Raw genomic sequence first — 23008 nt, 5'->3', positions numbered from 1 at the left:
CGCGGGCGTTGCGTCTTGCAAAACTCAACGTTAGCGTAGTCTTTAGAGCTTTGCTTCAAAGGCGTGACAAAGGCAACAAGCACCGAAGGTGCGCGGGCGTTGCGCCGAGCAAAACTCAGCGTTAGCGTAGTCTTTAGAGCTTTGCTCTAAAGGCGTGACAAAGGCAACAAGCACCAAAGGTGCGCGGGCGTTGCGCCGAGCAAAACTCAGCGTTAGCGTAGTCTTTAGAGCTTTGCTCTAAAGACGTGACTAAAGATAAAAAAGGAGCCGGTATGTTTTTTGACTCGCGTTACACGCTTCCGACACTCGCGGCTCTGGCTTTCGTGACGAGCATTTGTCTGCTTTTTTACGACTCTTTGGAACTGATCAACATTGCGTTGATTCATTTTATTCCGATTATCGTCATTGCGTTAGAGGGAAATTATGCACGTACGACGCTTATCGCTTCGATCAGCGTTTTGCTCTTTAACTACCTTTACGTCCCTCCCGTTTTTACGTTTAACGTGTACGACATTATTCACGTATGGACCTTTGCGATTTTCCTCTTTTTCGGATACGTCATTACGTGGCAAGCCAAAAAAATTAAACGCAACGAGATGAAAGAGATCTTGCTCAATACGATTTCACACGATCTTAAAACGCCTCTATCTTCGATCTTAGGCTCTATTACCCTCCTCTTGGAAGATCAGAAATTAAGCCCCGAAACCCAAAAAACGTTGCTCAACGACATCAAAAACAGCTCCGACAAGATGAATCGCCTCATCAACAACCTTTTAGACAATGCCAGACTGAAAGATAAAAAACTCGAACTTAAAATGGAGTGGTGCGATCTTGAAGATTTACTCGGCGTCGCGCTTAAAGACTTTGACGACGCGCATATCAAACGCTCGTTGCACATTTTCATCGATCCGACGCTACCGCTTTATTGGGGCGATTACAACCTTTTGGGAAGACTTTTTGCCAACTTATTGGATAACGCTTTTAAATATTCCAACCAAAACAAACAAATTTACATCAAACTCAAACAAGAAGACGATCGCATTCGCATCCTCTTTTTCAACGAGAGCAATCCTCTCAACGAGCGTACGCTTGAGACGATTTTCGATAAATTTTACCGTGCCGAGGACAATCAAGAAATTTCAGGCAGCGGCATCGGCTTATTTATTTGCCAAAGTATCGTCCAAGCCCATCACGGAGAGATTCGAGCGTACAACAAAGACAACGGTATCTGCTTTGAAATTACCTTGCCGATTCTCAAATACCCTACCAAACTGCATAACGAGGCGGAATAATGGCAAACGAATGCATCCTCATCGTCGAAGACGACGAAGCCATCGCAAAACTTTTGACGATTTCACTCCAAGAATACGGTTTTAAAAGCAAACACGCCCACGATCTTGCGTCTGCCAAACGCGACGTTTTAAGCCTCAATCCGCTTTTGGTCATTTTGGATTTAGGACTACCCGACGGCGACGGAAAACACCTCATCGCCAAGATACGTAAACAAAGTAAAATACCCATCATCGTGCTTTCGGCGCGTAACGACGAAAAAGAAATTATCGCGGCGTTGGATTTGGGCGCGGACGACTACGTGACGAAGCCTTTTTCCACCAGCGAACTTTTGGCGCGTATTCGCTCGACCTTGCGTCGAATCCATCCCGAACCGCCGCATGCCATTCTTACATGTAAGGAATTAACGATCGATTTCAATCAAAAACAAGTCACGCTTCAAGGCGCATTGCTGAAACTGACGCCGACCGAATACGCCCTGCTTTCCTATATGATGAAAAACGCCGACAAAGTGCTACCGCATCGCCAAATTTTAAAAGAAGTCTGGGGTGTGGGTTATCAAAACGAGATGCAATACCTTCGCACTTATATCAACTCGTTGCGCAAAAAAATCGAAAAAAATTCGACCTATCCCGAATATATTTCCACCGAATCAAGTATCGGGTACCGTTTTTCAAGCCACGGTACAAAGGAGTCCGAATGAATCAAAAGACGCTTAAGATCATCTTTTTAAGCTACCTCTTGGTCGTTTTGGCCGGCGCGATCGCATTGATGCTTCCCTTTGCGCATCACGGCAAGCTCGCTTTTATCGACGCCCTTTTTACGGCGACGTCCGCAACGTGCGTGACGGGACTGATCGTGAAAATAACGCCGGAAAGTTTTAGCATTTTCGGACAAGCGATCTTGGTGCTTTTAATGCAAATCGGAGGCGTAGGTTACATGAGTATCGTATCGCTTTTTTACCTTTTTATGCGAAAAAGCCTCAATATCCACGAAAAAAATCTTGCCAAAGAGTCGCTCAACTACGCCAACCACGATATTCCTATTTTTTTACGTAAGGTCTTTCTCTTTACCTTCATCATCGAACTTGCGGGCACACTCATTTTAGCCTTACGCTTTTCAACGCACATGTCGATTCCTCAAGCTTTATGGCAAGGATTTTTTCACAGTGTCGCGGCGTTTAACAATGCCGGTTTTTCGCTTTTTAGAGACAATCTTATGGGCTACCAAACCGATGCGACGATTCTCTTGACGATCGGTGCGTTGATTATTTTAGGAGGGCTTGGCTATTTGGTCTTGGTTGAACTTCACGCAAAACTTATGCACCAACGTTTTATGCTCTCCGCCCACACCAAAATCACGTTGGTCGGTACAGTGCTTTTGCTGCTTTCGGGAACGCTTCTTTTAGGGGCGATCGAATGGAACAATCCAAACTTTTTCGGTCATCTTTCACTCGAACATCGCTTTTTAAACAGCTTTTTTCTCTCGGTCAATTTTCGAACTTCGGGCTTTAACAGTCTGGATTTATCGCAACTCAGCGATACGTCGCTTTTTTGTTCGACGATTTTTATGATGATCGGAGGCGGTGCCGGAAGTACGGCGGGCGGTATCAAAATCACCACCGTCGCCGTTTTGATTATCGCAACGTTGCACACGATCAAAATCAGCAACCAACCTCCGCATGCGTTTAAACGTACGATTTCCGCCGAAGTGATTCATCGCTCTTCCGCGATTATTTTCGTTGCTTCGTTTATCGTCATCCTTGCGACCGTTGTCTTGGTACAAACGCAACACAGCGCTTTTTTGCCGACGCTTTTTGAAGTCGTTTCCGCATTTTGTACCGTAGGCGTATCGGTCGGAAACGGCGACGTATTGAGTCTTTCGCAAACGTTTGATCTTGTAGGAAAATCGCTTGTCATCGCACTGATGCTCATCGGACGTATGGGTATTTTTGCCGTCGGCTTTTTGATCGTCGGAAAAGAAAAAATCAAACATGTACAGTACCCTGAAGGAAGGATTATTTTATGAAAACGTATGCCGTCATCGGACTAGGAAAATTCGGTTTTCACATCGCCAAAGGTTTGGCGGAGCAAGGTATGGACATTATCGCCATCGACAACGATGCGCATAAAATCCAAGATATCAGCGAATTTATCGAAGATGCCGTCGTTTTAGACAGTACCGATATTCGTGCTTTAAAAGAAGCCGGCGTCGTCGGACTCGATACGGTCATTATCAGCATCGGCGAAAATATCGAAGCGAGTATTTTGACCCTGATGGCACTTAAAGAGCTTGAAAACAAAACGATTATCGCCAAAGCGATTACGTTGACGCACGGGGAGATTTTAGCAAGGCTCGGAGCCTTTAAAGTCATCTATCCCGAGCGCGAATCCGCCAAAAAACTCGTCGAAAACCTTGTGGGAAACGTCGTCATCGACCAAATCGATTTTAGCAGTACGATTAAAATCGCCAAACTGATCGCAACCCGTTCGCTCATCGGCAAAACGATCGGCGAAATCGAAACGGAGTTTGAAAACGAAATCCATCTGATTGCCTGTAAAACACGTGATAATTGGCAATTTTCCCTCGAAAAAAGTTATAAAATTCGCGAAGGCGACATGTTATCGTTTATCGGGAAAAAAGCGTTCATCGAAAAGCTAAGAAGCTTAGCCAAACATGAAAGTGCCTAATTCTAACGGTTTTTTTATCCGATCTACGCTATAAACGACGTGCGGTAAAAAACGCATTGCCCAATTTTTCATCATAGAAAGGAGTGACGATGAACCTTATGCCTCTCACACCCGAAGAAGAACGCGTCATCGTTCATAAAGGCACGGAAATGCCCTATTCGGGAGCATACAACGACTTTTACGACGAAGGCGTTTACCTGTGCAAACGTTGCCTTACGCCGCTTTTTCGCTCACAAGACAAGTTTCATTCCGGTTGCGGTTGGCCGAGTTTCGACGATGAAATCCCTCAAGCGATCCAACGCGAAAAAGACCGTGACGGTAGGCGCACGGAAATCCTCTGCAACGCCTGCAAGGCGCACTTGGGACATGTTTTCGAGGACGAAGGGTTTACGCCCAAAAACACGCGCCATTGCGTCAATTCGATCGCGCTTGTCTTCCAAGCCCGAAAGAAGTAGCATCCAGTTTATGCTATAATACTTCCATCAATTATTTCATAAAGGAATTTCGTATGACCCCAAGCGACCCGGACTCGTGTAGCTTAACGTTTTTTGTTCTAGGAGCAATCCTATGACGCTACTGATTGTGTATCTCTCCCTTGCTCTTTTCATCTCCTTTCTTTGCTCCGTCCTTGAAGCGGTACTGCTCTCAAGCACCAACTCTTATATCGAGACGCTTCCTAAAGAGACCAACGAAAATGCTATTGTTTTGCTCAAAGAGCTTAAAAACAACATCGATAAGCCTATCTCTTCGATTTTAACGTTCAATACCTTTGCCCATACGATGGGTGCGGCGGGCGTAGGAGCGCAAGCACAAATTTTATTCGGAGAGGAGTGGCAAACGGCGGTTGCTTTTGTCGTAACGTTACTGATTTTATACGTTTCCGAAATTATCCCTAAAACCTTCGGTGCTTTATACTGGAAAAAATTACTCATTCCTTCTGCGTATATGATCTCGTTTTTGATCACGATTACGACGCCTTTTACATGGGTTTCTTCGCTTTTGACGAACTATATTTCCCGCAATAAAAAACATCAAAGCAATTATTCGCGCGACGAGATTATGGCGGTTGTCGCCATGGGCGAAAAAGAGGGATCGATCTTAAGTAAAGAGAGCGATTTGATCGAAAATCTTTTAAAACTGAAAAACATTAAAGCCAAAGACATTATGACGCCAAGAAGCGTCGTGTTTGCACTGCCTGCGACCACCACCATCGAAGATGCGATCGAAGACGATCGCATGTACATTCACTCGCGTATTCCCATCTTCGGCGAAACGCTTGACGATGTCGTGGGTATCGTCTTTAATCAACGCATTTTAGAAGAGAGCGTGGAAGACCACGATTCGACGACCTTGGAGCAAATCTCGTATGAAGTGCATATGGTTTCCGAGAACTTACCCGTTCCCAACCTGATCGACCAATTCGTCAAACGTAAAACCCACCTTTTCGTGGTATTTGATAGCTACGGACAAACCGCGGGCGTCGTCACGCTTGAAGATGCGATCGAAACACTTTTAGGCGTTGAAATCGTGGACGAAATGGACGAGGTTGAAGATATGCAGCTTTTTGCCAAAGATCGAAGTAAGAAATTTCAAGACCGTATGAAAGTCGAGCGTAAAAAGCTCGAAAAAGCCAAAGTCGGCTAAACCGAGAGGTTTTTTAAAAACCTCTTGCGTACCGCCACGTTCCCTGATGCCTCGTTAAACGATTGACGCAGGCATAGGGTTGATCGATGCGCATCATCTCTTGAATCGGAAGGTTTAAGAGCGTTGAAAGCAGCACGCGATTGACCCCCGCATGCGCAACGATAATCACGCTCGAATGAATCGCTTCGCAGGTAATTGCGTCAAAAGCTTCTTTTGCCCTCAGGGCTACGGCATGAAAATTTTCACCGCAAGGCGGCGTAAAATATTCCAAATCCTCCCCTCTTTTCGCATACGATTCCGGATCGTGTGATCGAATCTCCGCCATCGTTTTGTTTTCCCATTCCCCCATATCGATCTCGCGCAACGCTTCGACGATACGATACTCTTGTGAAATAATATGCGCCGTTTTGACGCAACGTTTGAGAGGACTGGTATAGACGGCGTCGATACGAATCGATTGAAACGCCTCACGTAAAGCGTATGCCTGCTCGATACCTAAAGCATCGAGTCCAAGGTCGGTTCGCCCCAAATACCGCTTTTCGTCCCCGTTATCGATATGCCCGTGACGCAAGAGATATACCGTGTCAACCATAGGCAAAAACCTTACATGTACATTGCTCGATCTTGGCGATAATCATTTTAACGGCTTCCAAACGTTGGGCAATATGGCGTTGTGCTTCGAGATTTCCTTCGCATTTTTTCAGTGCCTTTTCAAAACGCTTTTCATACCCGCACACTTCTGTTTCGCACACCAGTTTATCGGCTAAAAACAATAACTCGTTTGCGCTTAACGGTGCTGTGCGATCCACCGTAATGTCCATATGCGTCGCGATCATATCGCCGATCGTTTCATAGCCCATCGCACGCAGTTTTTCCGCACCGCGCATTGCATGATCCTTTTCTTGCCGTGCGATGTCGTGCAAATACGCCGCCGCTAAAAGCGCGTTTTTATCAAACACGAGATGGCATAACGAAATTTCGTTCAAAAGCGCCAACACCGTTTTACCGACCGCTTCGCAATGTTGAATCACGGGTTCGGGAACATCGTTTAAACGCATGATCGCCAAGCACTCCTCTTTGGTAGGAACTTTTATCGCATCGTAACGTAAAAGAGCAAAATAATCCTCTTTTTCGTCCATATCCATCAAAATCGATTGGTCGCATACGTCGACATGTAAAGCATCGTGCTCCAACGTTTCCAAAACGTTTTTCAAACCGCCCTCGCCTTTGCTTGAAAGAATCGCATTGTGATACTTTCGATCGATCAAAGGCGGATGACCTTTACGCCCTAAAAAGACCGGATAGACAACCCCTTTTTTTTCACGAACGTACGCCTCGTATAAGCGTTCCAGCGTTTGCGTTTTAATGAGCGGAATATCCACGGGATTCATGTAAAACGCTTCTACGGTTTCGTCCATCGCCTTTATACCCTTTTGAATCGAGCTAAACATCCCTTGATCGAATGCCTCGTTGTAGACGATATGAACGTTATAGCCCCGAAGCGTTGCGATAATTTCTTCTTTTAAATATCCCACCACCACGTAAATATGCTCGATTCCAAACGTTTCATAGGTTTGAACGAGACGTTTGATCGCATTGGTGTTTTCAAAAGAGAGTAAGGGTTTGAAATCGTGCATTCTCGAAGAATATCCTGCCGCGATAATTAAAGCGGCAACGGTATCTTTTGCCATGGTTACGCCCTTTTGACTAGTGTTAATTCGGCAACGATACTGATGGCGATCTCTTCGGGCGTTTGCGCATTGATGCTCACGCCGATCGGACAATGTACCGCATCGAGTTCTTGTTGCGAAAAGCCTTCGTGCAAGAGCAAATCGTACACGTAATTACGTTTGGTCTTGCTACCGATCATACCGATGTACTTCGCATTCATGCGTAACGCTTGCTCCAACACGACTTTATCGACGCCGCGCGTTACGATAACGATGTAACTGTTCGGCGGGATACCCACCGTTTGCGCTAAATCTTCATAGCTAGAGGAGACGACGTGAATTTCGTCGACATTCGCAAAACGCTCTTTATTGGCAAATGCTTCCCGATCGTCCAGCACGACGGTGTAAAAACCCAAACTTTTGGAAAGCAACGCGATTTGTTGGGAAACATGCCCCGCACCGATAATGTAGAGCCGATCCATCGCGTAAAAAGGTTCGATCATATAACGGCTTTTACCGACGTAAAGGTGAAATTTAATCCGGTAAAAGTGTTCGCGGAGTTCTTTTGCGATGCTTTGAACTTCGCTATCGTCCGCACCGAAAAGCTCGTTTTGCGTGCATATCCATTTGTGCTTTCCGCCGATGCGTTTACTGCTTTGCGTAATATTCGTGATCATAATAAAATCAATGCCCGAAGCCTTAAGCTCTTGGGCTTTATGGTAAATATTGAACTGCGGAATATCCAAAGCGTCGATATGTTCCAAAAGTACGCTCACCTCTCCTCCGCACACCATGCCGGCGGCTTTTGCGTCTTCATCGGTCAATTCGATGTCTTCGATCGCACTGCGCTTGCTTTTAAAAATTTCCGGAGCCAATCGTATCGCCATCGCTTCGAGTGTTCCTCCGCCTATCGTCCCTTCAATCGAGGAATCTTTGCGAATGACCATCTTCGTGCCCGCTTCTCTAGGGGCCGATCCGCTTTTGTGTAAAATGGTTGCCGTAACGATTTCGTGTTGTTCGTTTAAGCTCTCTATTATATGTTCGACGATCGTTTTCATCGCTTCGCTCCTTGTCTGCAATCGTGTATTTTTCGTTTAATCATACTTCGGGTTATTTTAGAAGATCTATCGTCTTCTTCGATTTCGATCTCAAAATCGAACTTCGATTGAAAACGTACATGTAACTCTTGTTTGAGGGCATTTTGAAAGGCCTTTGCATCCGTGTTTTTATCCAGAACCAAACGAACATGTAAGCGGTTAGGATCATAACACTCGACGCGATAATCCATGAGCGATTCGTATGCCAAAAAGATTTCGTCCAAATCTCTGAGCGTTATCTCGTGCCCTTCAACGCTTAAGGTATTTTCGATACGTCCGCGCACTTTTTCCATTCGACGCAAAAACGTACCGCACGCACAAGGCTCAACCAAAAAACGCGCCCTATCGCCCGTTTTATAGCGAATAAGCGGCATTGCTTGGCGGTTTAAGGTTGTAAAAACGACTTCCCCGTACGTGCCGTCTTCAACGACTTTGCCCGTAATCGGATCAACGATTTCAAAATAAAGATCGTTTTCCCTTAAATGATAACCGCTCAAACAAGCGCACTCGACGCCTCCGCCATAACCCATCTCCGTCATACCGTAATGGTTAAAAACCTGACATGTACCGTTACGAGAGAGGCTTTTTACAAGCGCGTCGGCAACATAATCCGTACTTAAAAGCACTTTTTTGATGTGCGTGTCAAACAGTTCTTTTTTCATGCGCGCAAGATACGATACTTGCATCGGAATCCCCACGATTGCGGTAATACCGTTTTGAAAAATGCATGCCGCAGCGGCTTCGACATCGTCTAAAACGCCGTGAACGATGCACTCGATACCGCTTCGTTGAAGTGCTTTTTTCAACAAATCGCCGATACTTGCAAACGAAGGTCCCGGAAGCAAAACCATCACTTTATCACGCTCGTCGACCAAACAACGCATGCCGTAATGAAAAAAATCGATCGTCGTTTCCAAATCTTCGTGCGTAAAAAAAAGACGCTTTTCATCGCCGGTCGTACCCGACGTATTTAAGGTCACGATGCGTTCGATCTCATGCGTAGGAACGCACAAAAAATCGTATGCGTTGTGCCTAATATCCTCAGGCGTCGTAAAAGCAATCGTTTCGAACGTTTTGAAAGAGTCAATCGCATCCAAATCGATTTCGCCCAAACGTTCGCGATAAAAACGGCTCTTACTTTGGGCGTAACGAAGCGTTGTTTGCACTTTTTCGAGCTGGTACGCACGAAGAGCTTCTTGACTCGGCCGTGCAAGATGCGTGCGTTCTTGGATCCAAGATTGAAGCGGCGTAACGTTCATGAAAGCCTCTTTACGTCGCGATATAAAGATTCGCCTCGGGTATTGGTCAGATTGTACATGCAAAAAGGAATCAACTTTCCCTCCGCGGTGGAGACGTGAATGCAACAATCCCGAATACGCTCCAAATTGACGTTCCACACGTCTTGAAACGCCATACCCGAAAGGCTAAAAGAGTTGTTTTGAATGGTACTGAGAATTTTGTCCCAATCGAAGAGCGTTTCGCTTGGCGTCTGTTTTTGATACGACCAATTTCGCGCCACGAACGCTTTGGCTTTCGAAGCTCCGACTTCGGCTTTTTCGCTCTCTTGCGAACAACATACCGCACGTTTCGTTACGGGTTTTAACACTCCCTCTTCGATCAGAAAATTGCCGTTAAACGAACAAAGCGCATTTTCGCATCCGGGAGGCTGTAGGCTCGCCAAAGAGATCATACCGTCGGTTTGTTCGCAAAGGGCATCCATCACTTCGGGTAGAGTGATACGATCTTCGTCTTTGGGAGGATTGGGAATCCGTCCGAAATAACTCACGGGCTGAAAATGCACGCCTCTGACGACCGGAGAACGACCTATCGCAAAACGAACAATTTCACCAATATGGTGATCATTGATTTTCGGTACGATCGTCGGAACCAACACGACGCCGATACCGTATTTTTGACAATTTTCGATGGCTTGGCATTTCAACTCAAAAAGTGCACGTCCTCGCAAATGTCGGTAAATCGCATCGTCGACGCCGTCAAATTGTAAAAAGACGGAGCTTAACTCTGCCTCTTTAAGGGCTTTGACATAAGCCTCGTCTTGCGCCAAGCGGATACCGTTGGTATTGAGTTGAATAAAGGAAAAACCCGCTTCCCGCCCCATGCGAACAATCGCGTCCAAATCGTTCCGTACGCTCGGCTCGCCTCCCGAGAGTTGGATATTGCAAGCACCGGAAACCTTGAAAATACTCTCAAACTGAAAGCGCAACTGCTCTAAGCTCGGATCTTCGTTAGACGCGTCCAAGGCATCGGCAAAGCAAAAACGGCACTTTAAATTGCAGCGTTTCGTCACTTCGATCAGTGCCGTACATGTATGTTGTCGGTGTGCACTGCACAGCCCGCAATCAAACGGGCATCCTTTTTCGATCGGAGTTATCGGATGGTTGATAAAAGCTCTCTCTTTGGTACGTACCCACTCGTGCATCGGCATTTTACCGCGCCACACGATCGTCTCAAACGCTCCGTGCTCCAAACAAGTTTTGAGCATGAACGCCTTATCGTCTTCTTGAACGATAAAAGCCTCCACCGAGCGTAAGCAGATAGGACATAAACTTTGCGTACGCACCAAAGGGGGTAACGTCATGGCATCGACTCCCTGTTGCCGTATTCGTAACCGTGCTCTTGTAAAATTTCGTATACTTTGACGTACGCTTTTTGGATCATTCCCGCACAAATCGGCTTGTAGCTTTGATCGAGACCGTGAAAATCCCTCTCTCCGATCAACGTCGCACATTGGCTTGAGCCAAATTCCGTCATAAACCACGCATGAAATTCGTCTAACATTGCTTTGAAATTCTCTTGGGCGCTCTCTTCTTCTTTACCCTTAGCGCCGTACAAGCCCAAAACGCCGATACCTCCGCTTAAAACGCCGCACGTTTGTTGCGTATCGGCAATCCCTCGGCACAACCCTTGTGCGGCGCGTATCAAGTCGTCGTTTTCGACACCCTCGTCTTCAAGCGCAAGCTTATACATGATTTGCGCACAGCAAAACCCTGCCGAGGAAAGGCGAAATAATCGTAGCGATAAATCATCCATTGCTTTAGTCTCCTTTTTTCACGATCATTCTAAAATAGCCCGGTTTACATTGCGTAATACGTTGGTCAAACGAACAAGACGTTTGCGCCGTCTTGTCTTCCATCGTTTTGCTCCAAAACGTACTCATCGAGCCATGCGAAAAGATGATTTTTACCATCAACTCTTTCAACAACCCACTGCAATCCTCAACCAACATCACGTCAAAACCGGCACGCTGCAACGCCTGTTGCAACGATGCTAAATCGTGCATTCCCCGCATACACGAGGTAACGGAAAAGTTATCCATCGCCTTGAGGGCTTCGGGATTTTTTGCATACACGTCGTTTAGCACGAACCATCCTCCGTGCGCCAAAACGCGATAGATTTCGTCTAAGCTGCCTTGCAAATCATGCATTAACGACAAGGTACACTCCGCAAAAACGCACGTGAACGTTTCGTCGTCAAAGGGTAGATCATGCCCGAACCCTTGAACAAACGAAGCAAAAGGATTATTTCGGCGAGCTTTTTCGAGCAGTTTTTCGGAAGGATCGATGCCGACCGCCTTGATACCGTAAGCATGATACAAATACGAAACGGTCGCGCCCATACCGCATCCTACGTCCAAAATACGATCGCGTTTGTTCAAAGCGCAAAAGCGAACCGCTTCTTCGGTAAGCGTGAAGCCTCCGGGACGTAACGTATCGCCCGTGGCTTCTTGCATGTAAGGGCTTTCGTAGACGTTCACCTACTTATCCTCCAAACCTTTTTCGACTTCAAGCATTTTCCCCATTGCCAACTCGTCGCTAATAAAAACCATTTGACATGTAGGGCATTTGAGAAGATCGACTTCAAAATTACCGTCAAGATAACGTACTTTGACTTTTTGCGACACCAACGCTTGGCGGCATTTGTCGCATACCCACTCGGTTGTTGTATCGATGTGCTCGTTCATGTTCAGCCTTCCACGACTTCCATGCGGTGCATGTACGCGTCTTTAACCGTAATATCGCGTCCCGATTCTTCATAACGAACCCAATACGTGACGTTTTGAATCCTAAGACGCGCAAGATAATCCGAACTCTTCGGATTGAAAAAACGCTCTTGATGCACAAGAGAGTTTGCCACTACTTTTTCCACGTCACCGAGCAAGATAAATCGTTTCTCCATCAATGCCGTGATCTCATCTGAAATATGCAGTGCAAAATCATACGTCGGATCCATCGCACCCTCCTCTTCTTCATTCCATATCTCTTTTAAGAGTTGTCGTTTCAAACGTTTGCGGTTGTTTTGACGATCCGAAAGCGTAGGCATTTTTTGAGGCGTCTCTTGGTTGATTTCGTTGGCGTAGATAATGTCCAAAATATGATAGGCCCTCTTGTTGCCCTTGACCAACATATCTTTACACATCGCGCAATAAACCAACACGTCCGGATCACTCTCACAGATTCGATCCGCCGCAAACTCCTCGGCTTGTTCGGGATTGGCGCAAGCAACCAAACCGCCGTAACCGCAACACTTCGTCTTCTCTTTGGAATATTTTAGTTCTTGAACGCTGTACCCTAAAGTCTTGACGATATTGCGGATACTTTCGTGAATTTTGGGATTATCTCTTGTTGCGCACGCATCGTGAATGCAAAGCTCACGCTTGCCTTTTTTAATATCCACTTCGGGCAAACCGTACGTATCGAAAATTTCCCATAACGAAACGGTTTGAATCATCGGCAAATACTTGGCAAACGTGGAAGCACAACTCGAACACGCCAAAATAAACGTCGGACGACCTTCTGCTTCCCATGTTTGGCGTATCTTTTCGACGTTGTCGTGTATCAAATCCCCTCTTCCCGCCCAATCGGCAGGTGCGCCGCAACATCCTAAAAAGAGCCCGACGTCGCTTATGGCATCTTTTTCTTTAATCACTCCGACGAGATGTTTGTAAATCGAGCCGATATAATCGGTGTGCGTCGAACTGAGTTGACATCCGGGATAAAAAAGATAACCCGTTTTGCCCGAACCTTTGTACAAACCTCTCGCATACGCCGAAAATGCAATCATCGGATAGTAAAAAAGGTCTTTTGACGCCTCTTTGCTCGGCTGTTTACGAACCAACGAAAAATAGTCGCTTTGGCTAAATGCCATGTCTTTGAGTGCAAAATCATGCGCCGAAAGCGGCATTTTGTTACGTTTGACCATACTTTCACGCGTCGCATGGATAATATCCGCCATACCGATGCCCACGGGACACACGGCTTTACACAAGCCGCACTCGGTACAAGAATTGATCATCAAATTTGCTCGACGCGTGCCTAAAACGATGCGTTCGTTATGGCAAATACTGCGGATATAACTATCGGGAGTGATGGAAAATCGTTGCATATGAACGCACGCTTTAATACAAGCGTCGCATTGGCATTTAAGGCAACGACTCGCCTCTGCCGTCGCTTCGTCTTGAGAATAGATCGACGCGCTTAAAGGCACGCTTGCAAGCGGCGCGACCTGATCCGTCGCATAGTGCAATTTCGTTTCGAAAACGCCTTCGCGCTCCCGTGAAGCCAGCATCGAAGCTTGGGTTATATAACGATCGATCGATACGGCGGCGCGCTTCCCGGAACTTGCAGACTCGATCATTAAAGCGTTTGGATTTTGAATACCTCCGCCGATAAAGAGAGCTGAAATTTCCGATTGAAACGAGTGCGGATCGACGCTATAAGAGTTGCTCCACGTGTGTGTGCCTAAATAGATCGCATCGTACGTTTCCAAATAACGAGGTAAATCTTCTTCAAGCACTTCGACGCCATAATGCACCGCAATGCCTTTTTGCTCGATCATGCCGAGCTCTTCTTCAATTTCATGCGCTTCCAAACCCTTGGAAACATACTCCCATAACCTTCCGCCTAAACGGTTCGACTTTTCAAAAAGAGCAACTTTATAGCCCTTTTTATCCAACTCGATTGCCGCGACGCATCCGCTTAATCCGCCGCCGATAACGGCGATATTGCCTTTGTTCTTAGGCAAAAGTAACGGTTTTTTAGGTGCGCTATAGCCAAAAGTAACCACGCTTTTTTCAAGTTCGCCGATGCGGATACTTCCGCCCGCATGACTTCTAACGCATGCTGTTTCACAGGGATGATCGCAAATCTTTCCGATAAGCCGACTAAGAGGAATTTTACTTTCCATCATTTTATAGGCACCGGAAAAATTACCTTTTTCAACTTCAGATACAAATGCGATCACGTCCATATGAACCGGACATGATGCAACGCATACGGGAGGCTCTGAATGAATACATTGATTGCTAATTTCTAATAATTGATCTAAATCCATTCTTGATCTCCTCTTTATCGCGTTAAACACAAAGCCCAACAAGGCACACCGTGCCTTGTTGAGGAATTTAGCGGCGATAGACTATTTTTTCAAAGCCGCTAGAACTTTCTCAGGACGTGCCGGTAAGTGTGTTACCCGTGCGCCGCACGCATTGTAAATGGCGTTGATAATCGCCGCGTGAGGAGCCGCAAGAGGCATTTCACCCGCACCCGAAGCACCTAAGAAGTTGTTCGGTCGTTGATACTCGGTGTACATTAACTCAATATTGTCCGGAACGTCTTTGATTTTAGGAATACCGCATCCGGTCAAAGTCGTATGTTTTTTCAAATCGTCGAAATCTTCCGTTAACGCCAAACCGATACCTTGTACCAATCCGCCGTACATTTGTCCGTCGACGACGAGTTTATTGATGATCGTCCCCACATCCGCCGCTAACATCATTTTTTCAACGTTCGTTTTACCCGTTGACGTGTCGACTTCGACTTCGGCAACGCACACGCCGTACATGTAACCCGCGAACGGATTGCCTTGACCGTCGGTCGGAGGCGTATCGGTACATGGAGCCGTCCATTTACCCATGTATTTAAGTTCTCTTCCTTCGGCGACCATTTCATCATACGTTCGATACGTACCGTCCGGTTTTTTCAACGCTTCAAGTAAGTTGCGGCAGGCAACAACCGTGGCATTACCCGTCACAAGGTTAGAACGGCTACCGCCGGCCGGTCCGCTGTTGGGTGTTTTCGTCATATCGTTAAGCACAAGATCGATTTGTTCCGGTCTAAGGTGCAACGGTTTGAGCGTTTCATGCGCATACGTCAACGTTCCGATATCCGCACCTTGACCGTGATCTTCCCATGAGTTACCTACCGCTACGCCCGTTTTCGTAATTTCAGCCCATGCTTCAGAAGAGTCCGGACCGTCCAAACCGCATCCGTAGATGTTCACGGAAACGCCCACACCGTATTTTTTATGAGGAGCGGCATTCGCGTTTTTCTCTTTAGCGGTTTTTTTTGCCAATTCGTAAACCGGTCTTGATTTTTCGAAAAGCTCTTCTAAACAATAAACGTCCGGTTGGCATCCCGTCGGTGTCGTATCGCCCGGTCTGTAGATATTTTTGTATCTAAATTCAAACGGATCCATACCGACTTTTTCTGCTAATTCGTCGATCAATACTTCTGAAGGGAACATGATTTCAGGTGAACCGTATCCTCTAAAGGCTGAGCCCCAACCGTGGTTGGTACAAACGGTACGTCCGTTACCGCGAATGTTCGGGATCATATACCCAGCACCGCCGAATTGGAAACCGCGTTGCGTTAACAAATCGCCGAATTCTGAGTATGGACCGTGATCGACGCTCCAATCAGACTCTAATGCCAAGATTTTACCCTCTTTATCGGCCGCCATTTTCATCGTCGTCCAGAAAGGTGAACGTTTACCCGTATAAGTGATTTGTTGTTTCATATTGAATTCTAGATAAACCGGTCTTCCCGTTGCCATCGTCGCAACGCCGAGCAAACCTTCCATCGTCGGACTAAATTTATAACCGAACGTCGCACCCGTGTTATTTTGAACGATATAAACGTTTTCGGCTTTCATACCTACACCCTCTGCAATCATCAAAGCGTGGAAGTGAAGCGCAATACTTTTTGAATGGATGATAAGTTTACCCTCATCGTCTACGTACGCAAAACCGACATCGGGCTCAAGCGGCAAGTGCGGTTGGCGTTGCGTATAGAAGCTGTCTTCAACGACATACGGAGCTTTTTCCATGATCGGAGCAGTCTCGGAGCCTTTGCTGATATGATTGGTAAAATAGACGTTTGGAGTGCCGGGGTGAATTTCGATCGCATCGTCCGCCATCGCGTCAGGGGCATTCATATACGCCGGTAAAACCTCTAATTCAACTTTGACTTTATCGACGCCCGCATGTGCTGCTTTCTCGTTTTCTGCGAGAACGATTGCAATCGCATCGCCGTATTGGAAGATTTTGGTATCGTTCAAGATCGGTCTGTCCATACCGTCGCCTTTATTGGTAGGGAACGCCAAACCGTTAATGCGGTTTGTTCCTTTGACGTCTTTATAGGTCAAAACGGCAACGACGCCCGGAACTTTTTTCGCTTCTTCGGTATCGATGGAGAGGATATTGGCGTGAGAAACTTCGGCTTGAACGATTTTAGCATGTAAGGTATTTTCAGGAAGTTTAAGTCCTAAATCCGCACCAAAATCCCACGTACCCATAACTTTGGCAAGTGCGGAAGGACGGATAAATTCAGAACCGACCAAAGAAGCACCGTCTGGAAGTTGTTTCCAGATATCTTTGACTTGAATTTCGCCGCGCATTAATTTCGCCGCATCCATAACCGCATCGACCAAAGGAATGTATCCCGTACAACGGCAAAGGTTTTTATTTTTTTGGAACCAATCACGAACTTCTTCGCGGGTAGGATTGACGTTTTGATCAAGAAGTGCTTTGGCCGAAACGATAAATCCGGGAGTACAATAACCGCATTGTGCCGCGCCGTGAACCATCCACGAAACTTGAAGCGGGTGAAGTTTATCTTTCGTACCTACACCTTCGATCGTAATGACTTCATCGTACTCTTCCAATTTTTTCATTTTTAAAAGACACGATCTGACGACCTTACCGTTATGAATAACGCTACACGTACCGCATTCGCCGCTGTTACAACCTACTTTTGTACCGGTAAGTTTCAGTTGTTTTCGTAAGACATCGGATAGTTTTTCTTCCATATCCGCGACCAACGTCGTTTTCACCCCGTTAATAATCAATGTTTTCTTTAACATGTTGTTTCCCCTTGTCAATAGAGTCTTTGCATTTTTCTTACATGTCAAGAAATATGCAAAAATCACATATTTGTATCCATAAGTTTTCTAAAAATCCGATCGATACGTTAATATGCTCTTTTTGCATATTAAATAGGATAGATAATTAAAAAACTCACCCACGTTAAACCCGCCATATGCATATACATTTTACAATGTACATGTGATGTAGATGACTTCTTAACCTCCCGTAAGCTATGTTTTTTCTTAATCTTGTTTATTAAGTTTTGTTACTAAAGATCATATACTATGACTGTAGCATGAATATAGCAAAAAGAGCTATTTCACCCTCATTCGGATAAAAAAATGACCGATGTGTGATATTGTGACAAGCAAAACCTTATCTTTTTCACTTTATAATGAACGTGTTTATCTTCCAAAACCATCGGGTCATTTTAAGGTAATTAGGTAACGATAAGGAGACACGGTTTGAAAACATACAATTTTTGCTATGAATCGGGCTCGCTCGATCATATCATCGATTTTACGCCTTTACGTCAGGAACAGAATATTCTCGTACAACTCTTTTGCGGGCAAGGGCAAGAAGTCCTGCAAAAGATGGTCGATCTCTTTGCCTCCGCTTTGCCGCAAGCGATCTGTATCGGAACGACGACTGATGGCGAAATTTACGGAGAGCGTATTACGACGCAACAAAGCGTTATTTCGATCAGCGTTTTTGAGCAGACGTTGCTGAAAACGGCATATTCGCTCGATGAAGACTCGTTTCAATGCGGTTATAAGTTGGCCTCCGACTTAATTACGCCGAACACGAAATTGTTGATTCTTTTCTCCGACGGCACGCATATGAACGCCGAAGAGTTTCTAAAAGGCGTCGAAGCATACGATGCGACGATACCGATTTGCGGCGGTATGGCAGGCGATAACGGCAAATTTGAACAAACGTTTATTGCCTCGCAAACGACCGTTTTAAGCAAAGGCGTCGTCGGCGTTTCGTTGAATTCCGATCGCTTACATGTCGCAACCGACTATAAATTCGACTGGAAACCCGTCGGACTTAAACATACCATTACGAAAGTCCACAACAACCGTGTCTATAAGATAGACGATATGAAAGCCGCTTTTTTTTATGACAAATACCTCGGCGGAAAGTTTTCACGCATCGAATTTCCCCTTATTATGGAAAAAAACGGCATTATTATGGCACGCGCCGTGATCGCGAAACACGAAGACGGAAGCCTCAGCTTTAGCGGTAATTTGGAAGAAGGCGATCAAGTACGAATCGGCTTTGGAGATGCAGAATCGCTGATGAAAGACCCCATAGAAGTTTTGACGAATCTTCATACGATTAACGTCGAGACCTTTTACGTCTTTTCGTGTATGGCCCGCAGACGATTTATGCCTTTTTTAATTAAAATGGGTATCGGATCGTTTTCCAAAACGGCTCCCACATCGGGGTTTTTTACCTATTCAGAATTTTTTCACCACAACGGTCACAACAAACTGCTCAATCAAACGCTCACCGTCGTGGCTCTGAGCGAATCTTTAGAGCCCGCTTTTATCCCTATCCCGGATCAAGAAGAGACCAAAAAAAGTGCTCCTTATTCCAAGACGATTGAGTCGCTGACCCATTTGATCGAACAAAGCGCGCGCGATTACGACAAACAATCCAAGCGGCTTGAAAAACAGATGAATTACTCCAAAAACCTTCTCGCGTCGCACCGACAATTTTTGCGTTATACCGTTCACGAGATGAATACGCCCCTAAGCATCATCATGAGCAGTATCGAGCTACACGAAATGGAGTTTGGCAAAAGCGTTTATTTGGAAAATATCGAAGTTGCGGTCAAAAGCATCTTTTCAATGTACGATGATCTCAGTTACCTCATCAAACAAGACCAAATTCACTACGCCAAACGTCCAATCGATTTAGTCGATTACGTTCGTTGCCGCATCGATTTTTTCGCCCAAGTCGCCGATAAAGCCAAATCCGTTTTTTGTTTTGAAACCGATTGCGCACAAGCACTCATCTTATTTAACGATACGAAATTACAACGTATTATCGACAATAATTTAACCAATGCCATCAAATATACGTTTGAAAATGAAAAAATCACGGTCGGGGTTCATGCCAAAGAAGACGGTTATCTTTTCAGCATCGCATCGCATTCGCGCAAAATCCAAAAACCCGAAAAAGTCTTTGAAGAGTACTACCGCGAAGAGCAGGCGCAAGACGGCTTTGGGCTCGGACTCAATCTCGTTAAAAGAATCTGTAAGGAAGAAAATGTGAAAATCACGTTGCTCTCAGACGAGAACGTGACCTCTTTTTCATACCAATTTAAAATCGAGAACGCATGAAAATTTTACTGTTAGAAGACGATATTATCCTGAACGAATCGATCACGCAATACCTCACGACGTCCGGACACGCGATCAAGGCCGTTCGAGACGGCAACGTTTGTTTGGGTATTTTGGAGAAAGAGAAGTTCGACTTGCTCATTTTCGATATTAACGTACCCAATATTGACGGATTAACGATTTTAGAGATATTGCATGCGCAAAAAAACGTCACACCCGTCATTTTTATCTCGACGCTCATCGATATCGAAGATATTTCCAAAGCGTTTGAGTTGGGCTGTTTCGATTACCTCAAAAAACCGTTCCATCTCAAAGAGCTCAATCTTCGAATCGATCGCATCTCCAAAACCGCCAAAAAAGAGATGCATCATAAAAGGCTCTCCGCCTCTTACAGTTTCGACTGCGACGCGATGACGCTCTACTTTCACGAAGAACCCCAAGTGCTCTCCAAGCGACAACTGCAAATCATCAAATTTTTAACCCACAATCGAGGATTTGTCTGTAGCTACGATATGTTCAGAGAAAACGTGTGGGAAGATTCCGACACGATTGTCGACGACGCAACGATCAGGGCGGAAATCAACCGCCTCAAAAACAACTTAAAAGAAGATTTTATCGTCAATATTCGAGGCATCGGCTATATGGTCAAAGTGCCTTCGATGTAAACGTGCGCAAAGAGATTTTTACATTTAAAGATACGGTGCCAAACCTATCGGCACCGCAACACATTACGATTTTGCAGCATTGAGCTTTTTAAGCAACCTGTTGGTGTTGTAAATGCTGATAAACAGCGTCGCGCCCAAAAGCACAAATGCCAAGCCGAGGCAAATGCTAAGGGCGAGCGGTACGCTTTGACTCATCGCTTTTGTGGGAGAAGCCGGTTCATTTTTGGTGGCTTTTTTTTCAAATCCAACTTTAGGGGCAATGCCTTTACGGCTTATCTGATGCCCAGGTCCGCCATCTAAAATCACCTCGTACGGCACTTTAGGGATGTTCAAAACAAGTTCACTGCTATCGGGCAGTCTTTGTTGGAATAAAATCTCTTGGCTTCCTAAGGCTTGCAGTTTGACTAACGCACCCGAAGCGCCCTCACCTGTGCTAAATTCACCTTTGATGCTGATCGTGTCATCGTCATTGTCGCTGACATGTAACAACAGTGTATGCGCACACATCAGCGTTGGCACCATCACTACCATCACCCACACCATAAATTTTTTCATGCTCTCTCCTTTTTTCCAATCCAAAATGCGTGTGCCTCTTCAGGCTTACGTGGTAGTTTTCGTGCACTCCAAAGCAGCACGCTTCCTAATCCTAAAAGCCAAAGATCAACCCCTAAAATAGCGCTAAAAGAGAAAAATCCTAGCATAAACCAGTGCAGAAAAACCGAGCCTATAAACAAGGCACCGCCTAAGGCTAAAAACTCTTTGGCGGCTTGGTAGGTGTTGAAACGGTAAAACGCCCAAAACAGCGTTGCAAGCCACGCATTGTAAAAGAGCCCTTTTTGCCATAAAAGCCGATCGGGAAGATCAAACGGCAAAAGCCATTGCAATACAAAAAGCACGCCCGTTGCAGGAATGACGCCGACCATGATGCTTAAAGAGAGTTTTCCCATCCAGTGGTAAAAAGGAATGCGTTCATCAAACTTTTTCGCCTGTTTTTCAAGCCACAACATCACGCCAAAGCCAATCGCTAAGGCAGAGGCGACCATGACCAATGCCACCACTGTTCGGCTGATAATATCCACGCCTGCTAAGAAGTGAAGAAAAAAGGTCGCTTCCGCAAAGAAAACGCTCCACGAACGATCCAGTGCTTTTTGCTCTGAGATAAGTGAGCCATCGACTGCGCTGAGGGTTAAACTCGGCTTATTAAAGGCACCGCCATTTAAAAAAGGCTTGGTAACATCGTACCCTTTGAGCTCGATCTGGGCATTTGTAGCGTTCCAGTTGACCAGCTTTAATTGCTGAAAGTTGATCTGAGGATTGAAGGTTTGCGCTTTGGCGATTAATGTCTTAATCGGTAGCATGGGTGCCGTTTCACTTGAAGCGATAGTCGCCTCTTCTTTAGGAAACAGCACGGGACCGATGATCGCATCGATGCGACTCTCTTTGCCACCACTTGCCAGTTTTGCCATCGGGACGGAGCTTAGAAGCGAAAGATTCATAAAAGCACCGCTGAGCGTAATCAGTAAAAAGATAGGAAAAACCCACGTAAAAATCTTTACATGTAAACGTGAAAAAAGCGCTTGCGGCGTTTTGGGTTTGTTCTTGTAGGAGAAGATGATGATCAAAATAACGCCTGAAATGACGATGCTCATCACACCCACAGCCATAAACCCAAAGAGCAAACGCCCAAAAAAGCTAAAGGCGACTCCAAAAAGCTCTTTGTCAAAATCCAGCACTTTGCCGTAATGAAGCTTATTTAAAAAGCTCGCTAGTTGCGACTGTGCGCCTTCATCTTGGATTATTTCACCACTGATGGGATTGAAAAAACGTGGAGCACTAAAACGATGCGAAATGCTCAACGCCGTTTCCCCTTTTGTGCCGGGAAGTGTGATAAGCAGGTTATTTTTGGGAAAATTAGGGTCTTCTAAAACCTGATTGAGCATCGTTTCATACTCAATCTGCGTGACATCTGTCCTCTCAATATGACGCGATGGCTTTTCCCACACCTGAAGATACGGCAAAAAAATGGCAAAAATGCCAAAGAAAACGCTGATGTACATGACCAGCGAAACAACCATACCAAGAGCGGCATGAAGCCTTAAAAGGCGTTGTTTCCATAATTTGGATGCGTTGATCTCATTCATACAGCCATCCTAAAATGCCCACAACGATCAGCGTTGGAAGCACAAAGCGAAGCAGTGCGCTAAGTTTGGTAGGCGCTAAGGCGATCCACAAAGCGACTGCCGCCCATGCCAAGGTGTTGTACAAAAGCGCGATCACGGCAAAATCGTTTTTGAAAGGCGTGTTGAGCGCAACTAAAACGCACAGACTAAGGTACGAAAGCACCAAACCGCCGAAGATGGCGGTGATGATGCGAAAGAGCCCTATTTTTTTACCGTTGGGCTCAGGCGTGGCTAAATAGCGATAAAGATTCATTGACAAGG

21 protein-coding genes are annotated in these 23008 nt (G+C 45.6%); 8 read left to right on the top strand and 13 right to left on the bottom strand.

Translation table 11 applies throughout. The annotated features are described in order from the left end of the window. Positions 1-272 precede the first annotated feature (272 nt). The 6 genes from NL930_RS04935 to NL930_RS04910 all read left to right on the top strand — a co-directional run bounded on the left by NL930_RS04935 (position 273) and on the right by NL930_RS04910 (position 5624). Positions 273-1292 carry an ATP-binding protein gene (locus tag NL930_RS04935; protein ID WP_254375870.1) on the top strand — a complete coding sequence of 340 codons (1020 nt, stop codon included), beginning with the start codon at positions 273-275 and terminating at the stop codon, positions 1290-1292. Next, on the top strand, positions 1292-1993 hold the full coding sequence (locus NL930_RS04930) for a response regulator (RefSeq protein WP_039672852.1): 702 nt from the start codon (positions 1292-1294) through the stop codon (positions 1991-1993). Before NL930_RS04935 ends, NL930_RS04930 begins: the two co-directional genes overlap by 1 nt. Further along, positions 1990-3318 (top strand): TrkH family potassium uptake protein, encoded by a 1329-nt coding sequence (locus NL930_RS04925; RefSeq protein ID WP_254375869.1) that lies wholly within the window; start codon positions 1990-1992, stop codon positions 3316-3318. Before NL930_RS04930 ends, NL930_RS04925 begins: the two co-directional genes overlap by 4 nt. Then, positions 3315-3980 carry a TrkA family potassium uptake protein gene (locus tag NL930_RS04920; protein WP_060825660.1) on the top strand — a complete coding sequence of 222 codons (666 nt, stop codon included), beginning with the start codon at positions 3315-3317 and terminating at the stop codon, positions 3978-3980. Before NL930_RS04925 ends, NL930_RS04920 begins: the two co-directional genes overlap by 4 nt. A gap of 89 nt (positions 3981-4069) precedes the next feature. Then, the gene (locus NL930_RS04915) at positions 4070-4435 is read left to right on the top strand and encodes a methionine-R-sulfoxide reductase (protein ID WP_373028029.1); all 366 of its coding nucleotides are present in this window, start codon (positions 4070-4072) and stop codon (positions 4433-4435) included. Between the two features lie 112 nt (positions 4436-4547). Beyond that, positions 4548-5624, top strand: coding sequence for a CNNM domain-containing protein (locus tag NL930_RS04910; protein ID WP_039672860.1), 1077 nt, complete (start codon positions 4548-4550; stop codon positions 5622-5624). 13 nt (positions 5625-5637) lie between these two features. On the opposite strand, the gene NL930_RS04905 is transcribed toward NL930_RS04910, so the two are convergent. The 10 genes from NL930_RS04905 to NL930_RS04860 form a co-directional block, all read right to left on the bottom strand. Then, entirely contained in the window at positions 5638-6216 is a 579-nt protein-coding gene (locus tag NL930_RS04905) for a histidine phosphatase family protein (protein WP_254375868.1), read from the bottom strand. Then, positions 6209-7315, bottom strand: a complete 1107-nt coding sequence (locus NL930_RS04900) for a DVU_1551 family NTP transferase (protein ID WP_254375867.1) — start codon at positions 7313-7315, stop codon at positions 6209-6211. The genes NL930_RS04905 and NL930_RS04900 overlap by 8 nt, the downstream gene beginning before the upstream one ends. 2 nt (positions 7316-7317) lie before the next feature. Continuing rightward, entirely contained in the window at positions 7318-8352 is a 1035-nt protein-coding gene (locus tag NL930_RS04895; protein ID WP_254375866.1) for an XdhC family aldehyde oxidoreductase maturation factor, read from the bottom strand. After that, positions 8349-9650, bottom strand: a complete 1302-nt coding sequence (locus tag NL930_RS04890; RefSeq protein ID WP_254375865.1) for a DVU_1553 family AMP-dependent CoA ligase — start codon at positions 9648-9650, stop codon at positions 8349-8351. The genes NL930_RS04895 and NL930_RS04890 overlap by 4 nt, the downstream gene beginning before the upstream one ends. After that, entirely contained in the window at positions 9647-10990 is a 1344-nt protein-coding gene (gene trsS / locus NL930_RS04885) for a radical SAM (seleno)protein TrsS (protein ID WP_254375864.1), read from the bottom strand. The genes NL930_RS04890 and trsS overlap by 4 nt, the downstream gene beginning before the upstream one ends. Further along, complete coding sequence (locus NL930_RS04880; protein ID WP_254375863.1) at positions 10987-11442, bottom strand: DVU_1555 family C-GCAxxG-C-C protein; 456 nt, start codon at positions 11440-11442, stop codon at positions 10987-10989. The genes trsS and NL930_RS04880 overlap by 4 nt, the downstream gene beginning before the upstream one ends. A 4-nt stretch (positions 11443-11446) precedes the next feature. Then, positions 11447-12166 (bottom strand): DVU_1556 family methyltransferase, encoded by a 720-nt coding sequence (gene trsM / locus NL930_RS04875; RefSeq protein ID WP_254375862.1) that lies wholly within the window; start codon positions 12164-12166, stop codon positions 11447-11449. After that, positions 12167-12373, bottom strand: a complete 207-nt coding sequence (locus tag NL930_RS04870; protein WP_039672874.1) for a DVU_1557 family redox protein — start codon at positions 12371-12373, stop codon at positions 12167-12169. A 2-nt stretch (positions 12374-12375) separates the two neighbouring features. Beyond that, positions 12376-14742: a pyridine nucleotide-disulfide oxidoreductase/dicluster-binding protein gene (locus tag NL930_RS04865; protein WP_254375861.1), complete on the bottom strand. Its 2367-nt coding sequence runs from the start codon at positions 14740-14742 to the stop codon at positions 12376-12378. Between the two features lie 81 nt (positions 14743-14823). Continuing rightward, positions 14824-17547 (bottom strand): molybdopterin-dependent aldehyde oxidoreductase, encoded by a 2724-nt coding sequence (locus tag NL930_RS04860; RefSeq protein ID WP_254375860.1) that lies wholly within the window; start codon positions 17545-17547, stop codon positions 14824-14826. A gap of 468 nt (positions 17548-18015) precedes the next feature. Here NL930_RS04860 and NL930_RS04855 point away from each other — a divergent pair, with 468 nt between their 5' ends. Continuing rightward, positions 18016-19902: an FIST N-terminal domain-containing protein gene (locus NL930_RS04855; protein WP_254375859.1), complete on the top strand. Its 1887-nt coding sequence runs from the start codon at positions 18016-18018 to the stop codon at positions 19900-19902. Beyond that, a complete protein-coding gene (locus tag NL930_RS04850) occupies positions 19899-20567 on the top strand; it encodes a response regulator transcription factor (protein ID WP_041963297.1) in 669 nt (222 codons plus the stop codon). Before NL930_RS04855 ends, NL930_RS04850 begins: the two co-directional genes overlap by 4 nt. 63 nt (positions 20568-20630) lie before the next feature. Here the strand turns inward: NL930_RS04850 and NL930_RS04845 are convergent, their stop codons facing one another. Genes NL930_RS04845 through NL930_RS04835 form a run of 3 tightly spaced genes read right to left on the bottom strand, consistent with a single transcriptional unit; the run spans position 20631 to position 23000 of the window. Beyond that, positions 20631-21122: a hypothetical protein gene (locus NL930_RS04845; protein WP_254375858.1), complete on the bottom strand. Its 492-nt coding sequence runs from the start codon at positions 21120-21122 to the stop codon at positions 20631-20633. Beyond that, on the bottom strand, positions 21119-22708 hold the full coding sequence (locus tag NL930_RS04840) for a PepSY domain-containing protein (RefSeq protein WP_254375857.1): 1590 nt from the start codon (positions 22706-22708) through the stop codon (positions 21119-21121). Before NL930_RS04840 ends, NL930_RS04845 begins: the two co-directional genes overlap by 4 nt. Then, the gene (locus tag NL930_RS04835; protein WP_254376420.1) at positions 22701-23000 is read right to left on the bottom strand and encodes a hypothetical protein; all 300 of its coding nucleotides are present in this window, start codon (positions 22998-23000) and stop codon (positions 22701-22703) included. Before NL930_RS04835 ends, NL930_RS04840 begins: the two co-directional genes overlap by 8 nt. Positions 23001-23008 lie beyond the last annotated feature (8 nt).

Source organism: Sulfurospirillum sp. hDNRA2 (assembly GCF_024206095.2).
In the GTDB taxonomy this organism is placed as follows: Bacteria; Campylobacterota; Campylobacteria; order Campylobacterales; family Sulfurospirillaceae; genus Sulfurospirillum.
The sequence above is the reverse complement of the archived record's forward strand: the minus strand, read 5'-3'. Positions and strand labels throughout refer to the sequence as shown.

What these genes read in the sequence shown, in the direction of transcription:
- NL930_RS04925 (WP_254375869.1), top strand. Translation starts at nt 1,990, where the DNA reads ATGAATCAAAAGACGCTTAAGATCATCTTTTTAAGCTACCTCTTGGTC.
- NL930_RS04860 (WP_254375860.1), bottom strand. Translation starts at nt 17,547, where the DNA reads ATGTTAAAGAAAACATTGATTATTAACGGGGTGAAAACGACGTTGGTC.
- NL930_RS04840 (WP_254375857.1), bottom strand. Translation starts at nt 22,708, where the DNA reads ATGAATGAGATCAACGCATCCAAATTATGGAAACAACGCCTTTTAAGG.
- NL930_RS04910 (WP_039672860.1), top strand. Translation starts at nt 4,548, where the DNA reads ATGACGCTACTGATTGTGTATCTCTCCCTTGCTCTTTTCATCTCCTTT.
- NL930_RS04905 (WP_254375868.1), bottom strand. Translation starts at nt 6,216, where the DNA reads ATGGTTGACACGGTATATCTCTTGCGTCACGGGCATATCGATAACGGG.
- NL930_RS04870 (WP_039672874.1), bottom strand. Translation starts at nt 12,373, where the DNA reads ATGAACGAGCACATCGATACAACAACCGAGTGGGTATGCGACAAATGC.
- NL930_RS04835 (WP_254376420.1), bottom strand. Translation starts at nt 23,000, where the DNA reads ATGAATCTTTATCGCTATTTAGCCACGCCTGAGCCCAACGGTAAAAAA.
- NL930_RS04865 (WP_254375861.1), bottom strand. Translation starts at nt 14,742, where the DNA reads ATGGATTTAGATCAATTATTAGAAATTAGCAATCAATGTATTCATTCA.
- NL930_RS04930 (WP_039672852.1), top strand. Translation starts at nt 1,292, where the DNA reads ATGGCAAACGAATGCATCCTCATCGTCGAAGACGACGAAGCCATCGCA.
- NL930_RS04880 (WP_254375863.1), bottom strand. Translation starts at nt 11,442, where the DNA reads ATGGATGATTTATCGCTACGATTATTTCGCCTTTCCTCGGCAGGGTTT.
- NL930_RS04890 (WP_254375865.1), bottom strand. Translation starts at nt 9,650, where the DNA reads ATGAACGTTACGCCGCTTCAATCTTGGATCCAAGAACGCACGCATCTT.
- NL930_RS04895 (WP_254375866.1), bottom strand. Translation starts at nt 8,352, where the DNA reads ATGAAAACGATCGTCGAACATATAATAGAGAGCTTAAACGAACAACAC.
- trsS (WP_254375864.1), bottom strand. Translation starts at nt 10,990, where the DNA reads ATGACGTTACCCCCTTTGGTGCGTACGCAAAGTTTATGTCCTATCTGC.
- NL930_RS04850 (WP_041963297.1), top strand. Translation starts at nt 19,899, where the DNA reads ATGAAAATTTTACTGTTAGAAGACGATATTATCCTGAACGAATCGATC.
- NL930_RS04920 (WP_060825660.1), top strand. Translation starts at nt 3,315, where the DNA reads ATGAAAACGTATGCCGTCATCGGACTAGGAAAATTCGGTTTTCACATC.
- NL930_RS04915 (WP_373028029.1), top strand. Translation starts at nt 4,070, where the DNA reads ATGAACCTTATGCCTCTCACACCCGAAGAAGAACGCGTCATCGTTCAT.
- NL930_RS04935 (WP_254375870.1), top strand. Translation starts at nt 273, where the DNA reads ATGTTTTTTGACTCGCGTTACACGCTTCCGACACTCGCGGCTCTGGCT.
- NL930_RS04900 (WP_254375867.1), bottom strand. Translation starts at nt 7,315, where the DNA reads ATGGCAAAAGATACCGTTGCCGCTTTAATTATCGCGGCAGGATATTCT.
- NL930_RS04845 (WP_254375858.1), bottom strand. Translation starts at nt 21,122, where the DNA reads ATGAAAAAATTTATGGTGTGGGTGATGGTAGTGATGGTGCCAACGCTG.